The following is a 9687-nucleotide window of genomic DNA, read 5'->3' as shown; positions in this document are numbered from 1 at the left end:
CGGCGCGCCGCCCTCGTTGTTGAGGCGTATATAGTCGCCACCCTCTCAGACTGTCAACGACCTTTTCCAACTTTTGCGAATTTTTTGCGACAAACTTCCCCATCCCTGACCGCAACCCTGAAGGCCCCTGCGGAAGGAGCTCCAAGAAAATCCACGGAGCCGCCCCGAACGCCCTTGGCCAAGGCAGATTGCCCATGCCGACACACGACATCCCCTGCAAAACGACGTTAGCCGGCTGCCCCACCGCTCACGTTCGACGCTTTGCGGCCCCAATACATATATGGGGATCCTGCACAGCCGGCGGCGCCCCTCGCTTATAAAGAACAGGACGACGTCACCCAGCCCCGGCCGGAGCCCTATTCCCGCCCCAATGCGGGCAGATGTCTCGAAACGCCCTTGGTGCAAAGTCTGTACGCACCGCCAGTATATATAAGAGATGAGGGGCAGGTTGGCGGGGACGCGCATGCGGGCTTCGTTGACTTGGAGCGCCATGACAGGCAAATGTCTTGGCAACTAAAAGCAAGCGGGCGCGAACGCGTCGGGGATTTTAGCCGTACTTGATGCAGGATACGGACCAGACCATAGCCGAGCTCGGCAATGAGCCGCCGCTGATCGCGGATGGCCGCGCCGGTCCCCCGGACCGACGCGAGGTCTCGGCGCGCTGGCTTTCGGGCACCTTCCTGACCGGCGTGACCTCGAGCGTGCTGATGGGCGTGGCGCTGTTTGCCGCCCTCGACGGCCGCGAGAAGCTCGCCACCCCACCCGAGATCGCCGAACTGGCGACGCTTGCCGCCAGCGGCGATGGCGGACAGAGCGCCAAGACCACAAGGCTTGCGCCGCTGCGCCAGATCGCCAAGGCCAAGGACCGGCGGCGCATGGAAGTGTCGATGCTGACCAAGGAAGGCGATCGCGAAGTCATTCGCACCATGCCTTTCGTCCAGATCAAGATGGCGCTCGCAGCCTCGCATCCGACGACGCGCAGCTATCCCGCCTTCGACCCGCTGACGGTCTTTGCCGAGGACGGCCCGGCACAGCAGCCGGCGCAGGCTGCGACGACCGGCCAGATCTACGGCGTCAAGGTCGAGAGCGAGATGAGCCTCAAGACCGTCGACTTCCCCGTCGAGACGGCAACCTTCGACGAGAGCTCGGCACTCTCCGCCAATGAGGTCGAGAAAGTGGTGCGCGATACCGGCGGCGACCTGACCGAAGGCGACATCCAGGTTGCCTCGCTGCATTATGTCGACCCGCAGCGCTTCGGCAACGCGTTTGCCGACCAGACGCTCGCCGGCTCCTACGGAATCAAGATTGTGCCCGAGAACGTCTCGGTCAGCGCCCGCGCCGACGTCGATCCCGAAACACTCTCTTATGCCGAAGACATCATCGCCTTCGAGAAGGACCGCAAGATCGCCGATGCACTGGCCGACGCCGGCTATTCAGGCGAGGACGCCCAAGGCATGGCCAATGCGGTGTCACGGCTGCTTAATGCGACCGCGCTCAAGGCCGGCACCGTGCTGCGCGTCGGCCTCGAGGTCCGTGGCGACGTCGGCAAGATCGTTCGCACCAGCGTCTACGACCGCTCACAGCACATCCTGACCATCGCGCTCGACGACCGCGACCAGTTCGTTCCCGGCGATGAGCCAGAGCCGAACCCCGAGATCGCCACCGCTTTCGAGGACACGCCGACGGTGCCGACAACCTCGCGCGGCGCGCTGCCGACCGTTTATGACGGCATCTATCGGGCGGCCTATTCCTACGGCATGTCACAAGACATGACCAAAAAGCTGGTCCGGCTGCTGTCGTCCGACGTCGACTTCCAGTCGCGGCTCAATCCGTCAGACCGCATCGAGGTGTTCTTCTCGCAGCCCGATGGCGACGACAAGGCCTCGGCCGATTCCGAACTGCTTTATGTCTCGGCGAATTTCGGTGGCAACACGCGCAACTTCTACCGCTTCCAGATGGGCGACGGCGCAGTCGACTATTTCGACGAGGACGGCCGCAGCGCGCGCCAGTTCCTGCTGCGCAACCCGCTGCCCAACGGCAAGTTCCGCTCCGGTTTCGGCGGCCGCAAGCATCCGATCCTCGGCTACGTCAAGATGCACACCGGCGTCGACTGGGCCGCCCCCACCGGCACGCCGATCATCGCCTCGGGCAATGGTGTCGTCGAGAAGGCCGGCTGGGCCGGCGGCTACGGCAAGCAGACCATCATCCGCCACACCAATGGCTACGAGACGTCGTACAATCACCAGAGCCGCATCGCACCCGGCGTCGTCCCCGGCGCCCGCGTCCGTCAGGGCCAGGTCATCGGCTATGTCGGCACCACCGGCCTGTCGACCGGCGCGCATCTGCATTACGAGCTGATCGTCAACGGCACCAAAGTCGACCCGATGCGCGTGCGCCTGCCCACCGGCCGCGTGCTCAAGGGCGAGGAACTGGTCGCCTTCAAACGCGAGCGCGAGAGAATCGACGACCTGCTCAAGGACGAAAACAAGGACGCACTGAAGGTCGCGAGCACCGCCAAGGTCAGCGGCTAGAGTATCCGTGTTGGTCAAGGGAGGGATATGGACCATTTCAAGCAACTCCAGGAAAAATGCGCGGCGGTTTTCCCAGGAATTGCGTAACGACAACTAGGCTTTTTCCTGCCTTTTCCACGACGGCTGGGTGAACCAGGCGACGGCTGCCGCGACGAAGCACATCGCGGCCGCAATCGCCGCGATCGCCGCAAAGGCGCTGTTTGTCGCCGAAACCCGCAAGGCTTCCGCACCCGCGTCGAGCGGCGCAGCCACGTAAGCGCCGAACTCGACGCCCGGTGCAGCCGTTCCCAGGACATTCGCAAAGACCACACCTGCAACGGCACCAAGCGAGGCCACCGCCATCAGGCCGGCGGCCCGGGCGAGCGCGTTGTTGATGCCGGAGGCAAGCCCGGTGTCCTCCTCCGGTGTCGCCCGCATCACCGCCGCCGACACCGGCGAGACGACGGCCATGCCGAGGCCCTTGAGCAGCAGGATAGGGAACGTCACCTGCCAGAGCATCATCAGCGGCATTGTCAGCGCAAGGCCTGCATAAGAGATGCCGACGATTGCCGCACCCACGGTCAGCGGCCAGCGCGGGCCGATGGCGTCGGACAGCCGGCCCGAATAGCTCGACAAGCCTGCGATGAACAAGGACAGCGGCAGGAACAGCAGGCTCGCCTCCCATTCCTTGGCACCCCAGCCGGAAACGACGGTCATCGGCAGGAAGAACAGCACTGCATTGAAGGCGAAGAACAGGATCAACGTGTAGAGATTGGCGCCGGTGAAGGCACGTGAGGCGAACAGCTCGAGTTTGACCATCGGCGCCCGCGCCCACTTCTCCCAGACAATGAAGCCGGCGAAGATTGCACCCCCGACCGCGATCCACAGCCATGGCGAGACAGAACGAACGTCTGCGGGCAGGCCGAAGGCGGTCAGGCCCCAGGCCATCAGGCCGAGGCCGACGGTTGCCAGCATCGCACCTGCAATGTCGAGCCGACGCTTGGACGACGGCCGGTCCTGTGGCACCTTGCTGAGCAGCATGGTGAGGGCGACGAGCCCGATCGGTACGTTGATGGCGAAGATCAGCCGCCACATCCATTCGGCGCCGAAAGACAGCACCATGCCGCCGACGAACGGCCCCATCGCGGTTGTCAGCGACGAGAACGCCGCCCATTGGCCGATGGCCTTGCCGCGCGTCGCGTTGGGATAGGATTTGGCAATGATGGCGAGGCTGCCCGGCACCATCAGCGCGGCACCGATGCCTTGTGCCGCGCGCATGATGATCAGCATCTCGGCGTCGACAGCGAGCGCGCAGGCCGCCGAAGTGACCATGAACAGGATGATGCCGGCAGCAAAGATGTTGCGCACCCCAAAAACATCGCCGGCAGCGCCGCCGAGCAGCACCAGCGCCGACAAAAACAGCATGTACCCGTTGCTGATCCACTGTGCGTCGACGAGCGAGGCGCCGAGATCAGCCCGGATGACCGGCATCGCCAGCGACACCACCGAGCCGTCGATGAAGCCCATGCTGGAGGCAAGGATCGCCGAGATGAGCACATAGCGCCGCGCATCGGGCGGACAGAAGACGTGGCTGTAGTTGGCCGGGGTCGGTGCGGTGTCGGAAATGTCCATGGCTGGAGACTATGTGGGCAAGCTTTGCGCAGGAAGCGACCAGGGGGACGAATTCTGGAAGCCAGGCGACATGGGCTTGCCGTATCGTGGCGCTCGGCAGCAGGTCAAGCTCGTCATCCGGGCGAGCAAAACGAGGCCCGGGACCCTCTGCCCCCGTGGAAAAGCTCTCCCTCTTCGATCTCCAGCTCCCTGCGAATAGTTTCCACATAAGGAAACTTTCTCTTGCGCAGTCGAACTCGCTGCAATAGTTTCCAAGTATGGAAACTATCTGGAGCCCTGCAATGGCGCTGACGCTTTATTCCCATCCTCTCGCTGCCTTCTGCCACAAGGTGCTGATTGCGCTTTATGAGAATGGGACCGAATTTATCCCTGTGACAGTGGACCTCGGCGATCCGGAAGAGACGGCTGCGCTGGCGGCGAAATGGGCGGTGGGCAAGATTCCGGTGCTGCGCGACGACTTCCGCGATCGCACGGTGCCGGAGACCAGCATCATCATCGAATATCTCGATCGGCATTATCCCGGGCCGGCGCCGATGCTGCCGGCGGATGCCGAGCGCAGGCTTGACGCCAGGCTGTGGGACCGCTTCTTCGATCTTTATGTCAGCGTGCCGATGCAGAAGGTCGTCACCGACAGGATACGGCCCGAAGGCGGCAACGATCCGGTCGGCGTGGCCGATGCGCGGCGGACGCTCGACACCGCCTATGTGATGATAGAGCGCCAGCTGGCGGACAAGAACTGGGCGGCGGGCGAGGACTTCACCATTGCCGACTGCGCGGCGGCACCGGGCCTGTTTTACGCCTCGATCGTTCATCCCTTCGCCAGCGACCAGCACAATCTCGCCGCCTATTTCGAGCGGCTGATGGCGCGGCCGTCGGTGCGACGGACGGTCGGCGAAGCGCGGCCCTATTTCCGTTTCTTCCCCTATCGCGAACTGATGCCGGAGCGCTTCCTTCATGACTAGAGCGTTTCCGCTTTTCTTCGAATCGCGGAATCTCTCTATCTCTCTGTTTTCGAGCAATTCCGGACGCAGAACCGCTGCACACTTTTCCTGGAATTGCTCTGAGCACAGCAAGGGGACAGGCCGATGATCGAGGCACAACGACTGGACCGCGTTTTCACCGCCCTTGCCGACGCCGGCCGGCGCGGCATGGTCGAGCGGCTGAGCATGGGTCCGGCAACCGTCAAGCAGCTGGCCGAACCGCAAGGCATGCGGCTGCCCTCGGCGTTGAAACATCTGAAGGTGCTCGAGGACGGCGGCATCGTCGCCTCGCGCAAGGTCGGCCGGACCCGCACCTACACGATCGAACCCGCGGCACTGTCCGAGATAGACGACTGGGTGAGACAGCGGCAGACTGCGATGAACAAGGCATTCGACCGCCTTGTCCAGGCAATGAAGGATTTTCCCGGGGAGGAAGGTGAATGACCGACGTGGCACACAAGACCTTCGTCGTCGAGCGCGAGCTGCCGGCGTCGCCCAGGCACGCCTTCCGCTTCTGGTCGGACCAGGCGCTGAAGCGGGCGTGGAACGACTGCCATGCCGACTGGGTGACGCTTGAGGACAGTTTCGATTTTCGCGTCGGCGGCATCGAGGCCAAGCGCTGGCGTATGCCCGACGGTGCCGAGTTGGCATTCCGCGCCGACTACTTCGACATCGTGGCCGGCGAGCGCATCATTTATGGTTTCGAGATGAGCCATGGCGGCAAACGCATCTCTGCATCGCTGGCCACGATCCAGCTTTTGCCCGAAGCCGGCCAGACGCGGATGCGGTTCACCGAGCAGCTGGCTTTTCTCGGCACCGCCGAGGCGATGGCGGCGCGGATTTCGGGCACCGGAACTGGCTTCGACCGGCTGGTGGACATCCTCAGCAGGGAGACGGCGAGCGTACACTGAGTGCTCGTAGCCCGGCTGGCTCAGCTCGCCTCGAAGCCGGCGTGATAGACGATTTCGCCGCCGGGGACGGTGTCGCCGAAGGCCAGCCGCTGGACATATTGCGGCGGCAGGCCGTCATAGGTGACGGCGGGGTCGGCGACGAAACCGAAACGGCTGTAATAGGCCGGGTCGCCGATGAGGACGCAGCCCTTGGCGCCCATCCCACGCAGCGCGTCGAGCCCGAGGCGGATCAGCGCCTGGCCGATGCCCTTGCCCTGGTTGTCGGGCCAGACCGACACCGGCCCGAGGCCATACCAGCCTGCGTCACCGCCGACGGTGACGGGCGAGAAGGCGACATGCCCAAGGATCTTGCCGCCGTCCTCGGCTATCAGCGACAGCGTCAGCGCACCGGCATCGCGCAAGGCATCGACGATCGCCGCTTCGGTCTGGCTCGAATGCAGGGCGTCCGCAAAGGCGGCACGTGTGAGCGCGCGGATCGTGTCGACGTCGGCCGGCCGTTCGGAACGGATGTACATCTCGCTACCTCGATTCTCCGGACATTTGCCGGCAGCCATGGCCCAAATGCAAGGCGCAAGTCAGGCCGGTGCGTTGCCGGCCGTCAGGGATCGCAGCCCGGCGTCGAGTGCGACCGCATCGCCATGGTCGACACCGAACAGAACGTCGAGCAGCGGAAAGCTGCTGCGGTAGAAGGTGATGCGATCCCGCATCCCGGCGATGCCGGAATAATGCGGCGCCATCAGCGCGAGGACATCGTCGCCCAGCCCGGCCGACAGGCTGGCGAGATCATAGGCGGGATCGCCCGCCCCGCAGCCGGCGAAATCGATGACGCCTGAAACCCTGCCCTTGTCGACGAGGATGTTGCCGGTGCCGAAATCGCCATGCGTGATGGTGCGCGGAGCGTCGGGGACACGCCCTAGAAACCTGATGAAACTGTTGCGGATGGAATTGGCGACGGCAGCCGGCAGCAACGGCAGCGCCTTGGCTTCAAGCCGCTCGAGGAGATCGCGCCATTCGGCCATGGGGTCAGCGGGAGCGGCGTCCCTGAGCATGTCTTGTGGGAGCGCATGAAGCGCGCGCAGGAACAGCGCGAGGTCTCGGGCCAGTTCCTGCGTCTGCGCAGCAGTCATTCCATCGAGCGACAGCAGCGGCTCGCCGGGCAGCTTGCGATGGACGGCGACGACATACGCGCCGACATTTCTCAGCTCCGGCGCGGGCACCGGCACGGGAAGCATCGGCGCCAGGACGGCGAGCACGTCGGCCTCGCGGGCAAGATCGCGGCGCGCCTCGTCGTGCCGGGGTATCCGCACGATGACCTTGCCTGTATCGAAGATGCGGTTGTTCTGGCCGCTGTCGATGACGGTTGCGGACAGGAATTCGGGCTGATGCAGGGCCTCGGCGATTTCCCGAGCTGTCGGCTGGATCATCGAAAATCGTCCGTCGGCAATGAGCCGGAACCGTGTCGCCACAGGTGGCAAAAGTTCCGAGCCGCGGAGGGTCTCTCCACGGCCATTGCGGCACTAGCGGAGCTACTCCATGAATTCGACCGGCACGCCTGCCTTGACGATCTTGGCGAGTTCGCGCGCGTCCCAGTTGGTCAGGCGCACGCAGCCATGGCTTTCGGTCTTGCCGATCTTGGAGGGATCCGGGGTGCCGTGGATGCCGTAGGTCGGCTTGTCCAGCGCGATCCAGACCGAACCGACAGGGCCGTTCGGGCCCGGCGGGATGGTCAGGACCTTGTTGTTTTCGCCCTGCTTGAAATTGATCTTGGGATTGTAGGTGTAGTTGGGGTCGAGCGCGACGCGCGACACCGCATGAATACCGGTCGGCGACGGCGTGTCGCCCGAGCCGATGGTCGCCGGATAGGCGGCGACGAGCTGGCCGGCCTCGTTGTAGGCGCGAACCTGCTTCAGCCCCTTGTCGGCAACGATGCGCGACACCGGCTTGTTCACCAGCTTGCCAAAATTGGCGACCTTCACGATGGTGCCCGGGCGGTTGAAATTGACGTCCGGATTGATCGCCTTGAGATAGTTCTCGTCCATGTGGAAACGCTCGGCGAGCATTTCGGTGACCGAGGTGAAGGCCATGCGCTCGAGCTGGGCCTTCTCGCTGTAGTCGGCCGGAACCGAGGCGATGTAAGGGCCGGCGGCGTCCTCCGGCGTGATGGTGTAGGAGCCGAAGGCGTCGCCGCCTGTTTCGGCAAGCGCCTGCTTGATGCCTTCGGCGTCAGTCGACTTCAGGCTGGCGCCGGTCATCTCGTTATAGGCGACAAGCGCCTTGTCGACGTTCGAACCGAAACGCCCGTCGATGACACCGGGCGAAGCGCCGAGGCGATCGAGAAGTATCTGCAGCGAAGCGACGTCCTCGCGGCCCTTGACCGCGATGGACGGCTCGAGCGGCCGATCGGTGATGCGCGGGTTGGCCGGCAGCGCCGGCTGATCGTCCGGGCTCTGGAGCGGTTCGCGCGAAACGACACGCGGCCCGCTTGGCGCCTCGGGGAAGGCGTTGGGATCGCTGTTATAGTAGTCGTCACCATTGGGTTCGGCCGGAACGGCAAGCGCGTCGTCGCTGTAATAGCCGTCATCCGCCGGTCCGATCAGCACGTCGCCCTGGCGGTAGTCGCGGCGCAGCTCCTGGCGGCGCAGTTCGCGGCGCAAGGCCTGGCGGTTGAGGCGGCTCTCCGGCGGCTGCACGGCGATGACCTTGCCGGTGTAGGGATCGACGAGCACACGGTTGCCGCGGCTGTCGTAGAAGACCTCGACCTCGCTCTGGGCAAGCTGGAGCAGGTTCTGGCCAACCCGCACGCGTGGCGAGACGGGCTCGCCTGACGGCACGATCGCGGCCGCTGCCTGGAGCGCCGACAGGCCGGTGGCCATGGCCGAAAGCACAACGATCTTGCGCAACATGGTCGCCACATCTCTCCGAATCTCGGCCGCCCACAGGCCGGCCGCCGTGAATCAATGTTATCCACTGACATCCAATAATGATCTGCTAACCCTTCCAACATGAACGGGGCATGAAAATGACCGTGTTAGCAGGATTTTGAGGCCTTGGCAGACTGCGCGGCGCCTGAGAATCGCGGGTCAGGCGGGAAGGCCGAGCTGCTTGCGCATTGCCTTCGGCAGCTTGGCCGCGATCATCCGGTGGCTCTCGCCGATATAGTCTCGCAGCCCCTCGTCGTCCATGGTTTCGCCGTTCTGGCGCTGGATCCACTTCATGCCGCGCGAGGCAAGATAGGGCGCTGGCCGGAGACCGGGCTGCTCCTTCAAAATGTCGAATGCCATCTCGGAAACCTTGAAGGTAACGGCAAGTCCCACGCCGTCGCTCCAGCCGGCGATGGCAAAGACCTTGCCGCCGACCTTCCAGACATGCGCCCCGCCCCACTGCACGACATGGGTCGTGTGTGGCAACGAGGCGCAGAAGCCGTTGTAATCGTCGAGTGTCATCGCAGCTCCCCCAGGCGGCCGATAAGAAAAAGCCCTCCCCAGGAAGGGGGAGGGCTCAGACTGCTGACAAACCCCGTCGAATTTCGGCGGGGTTTTGTTTTGTGGGTTGATTGAGCTTTTGGATTGATGTCGGGGGGCAGATGCCAGTGCCGTTGCGAGCCGGCTTTGGCCTCATGCGAGGCTTGGTTCTGGCTTTGGCCAGAGGCTGATT

The 9687-nt window shown here is 64.2% G+C and carries 9 protein-coding genes; 4 read left to right on the top strand and 5 right to left on the bottom strand.

The annotated features are described in order from the left end of the window. Positions 1–560: 560 nt before the first annotated feature. Positions 561–2531 carry a M23 family metallopeptidase gene (locus tag HNQ95_RS32930; RefSeq protein ID WP_067957839.1) on the top strand — a complete coding sequence of 657 codons (1971 nt, stop codon included), beginning with the start codon at positions 561–563 and terminating at the stop codon, positions 2529–2531. Between the two features lie 93 nt (positions 2532–2624). On the opposite strand, the gene HNQ95_RS32925 is transcribed toward HNQ95_RS32930, so the two are convergent. Continuing rightward, complete coding sequence (locus tag HNQ95_RS32925; RefSeq protein ID WP_182576218.1) at positions 2625–4142, bottom strand: MFS transporter; 1518 nt, start codon at positions 4140–4142, stop codon at positions 2625–2627. Between the two features lie 281 nt (positions 4143–4423). Between HNQ95_RS32925 and HNQ95_RS32920 the strand changes: the two genes are divergently transcribed. The 3 genes from HNQ95_RS32920 (at position 4424) to HNQ95_RS32910 (ending at position 6033) form a co-directional block, all read left to right on the top strand. After that, positions 4424–5104, top strand: a complete 681-nt coding sequence (locus HNQ95_RS32920) for a glutathione S-transferase family protein (RefSeq protein WP_182576217.1) — start codon at positions 4424–4426, stop codon at positions 5102–5104. A 123-nt stretch (positions 5105–5227) separates the two neighbouring features. Continuing rightward, positions 5228–5566 carry an ArsR/SmtB family transcription factor gene (locus HNQ95_RS32915; RefSeq protein ID WP_067957831.1) on the top strand — a complete coding sequence of 113 codons (339 nt, stop codon included), beginning with the start codon at positions 5228–5230 and terminating at the stop codon, positions 5564–5566. Then, a complete protein-coding gene (locus HNQ95_RS32910; RefSeq protein ID WP_067957824.1) occupies positions 5563–6033 on the top strand; it encodes an SRPBCC family protein in 471 nt (156 codons plus the stop codon). The genes HNQ95_RS32915 and HNQ95_RS32910 overlap by 4 nt, the downstream gene beginning before the upstream one ends. 20 nt (positions 6034–6053) lie before the next feature. Here HNQ95_RS32910 and HNQ95_RS32905 read toward each other — a convergent pair whose 3' ends face one another. The 4 genes from HNQ95_RS32905 to HNQ95_RS32890 all read right to left on the bottom strand — a co-directional run bounded on the left by HNQ95_RS32905 (position 6054) and on the right by HNQ95_RS32890 (position 9476). After that, positions 6054–6548, bottom strand: coding sequence for a GNAT family N-acetyltransferase (locus HNQ95_RS32905; RefSeq protein ID WP_182576216.1), 495 nt, complete (start codon positions 6546–6548; stop codon positions 6054–6056). 60 nt (positions 6549–6608) lie between these two features. Further along, on the bottom strand, positions 6609–7457 hold the full coding sequence (locus HNQ95_RS32900; protein ID WP_182576215.1) for a phosphotransferase family protein: 849 nt from the start codon (positions 7455–7457) through the stop codon (positions 6609–6611). A gap of 102 nt (positions 7458–7559) precedes the next feature. After that, complete coding sequence (locus HNQ95_RS32895; RefSeq protein WP_067957813.1) at positions 7560–8936, bottom strand: L,D-transpeptidase family protein; 1377 nt, start codon at positions 8934–8936, stop codon at positions 7560–7562. A gap of 177 nt (positions 8937–9113) precedes the next feature. Then, complete coding sequence (locus tag HNQ95_RS32890; RefSeq protein ID WP_067957809.1) at positions 9114–9476, bottom strand: MmcQ/YjbR family DNA-binding protein; 363 nt, start codon at positions 9474–9476, stop codon at positions 9114–9116. Positions 9477–9687: the final 211 nt, after the last annotated feature.

Origin of the sequence: Aminobacter ciceronei, from assembly GCF_014138625.1 — a bacterium.
Classification (GTDB): Bacteria; Pseudomonadota; Alphaproteobacteria; order Rhizobiales; family Rhizobiaceae; genus Aminobacter; species Aminobacter ciceronei.
This window is presented reverse-complemented; position numbering and strand designations above follow the sequence as displayed.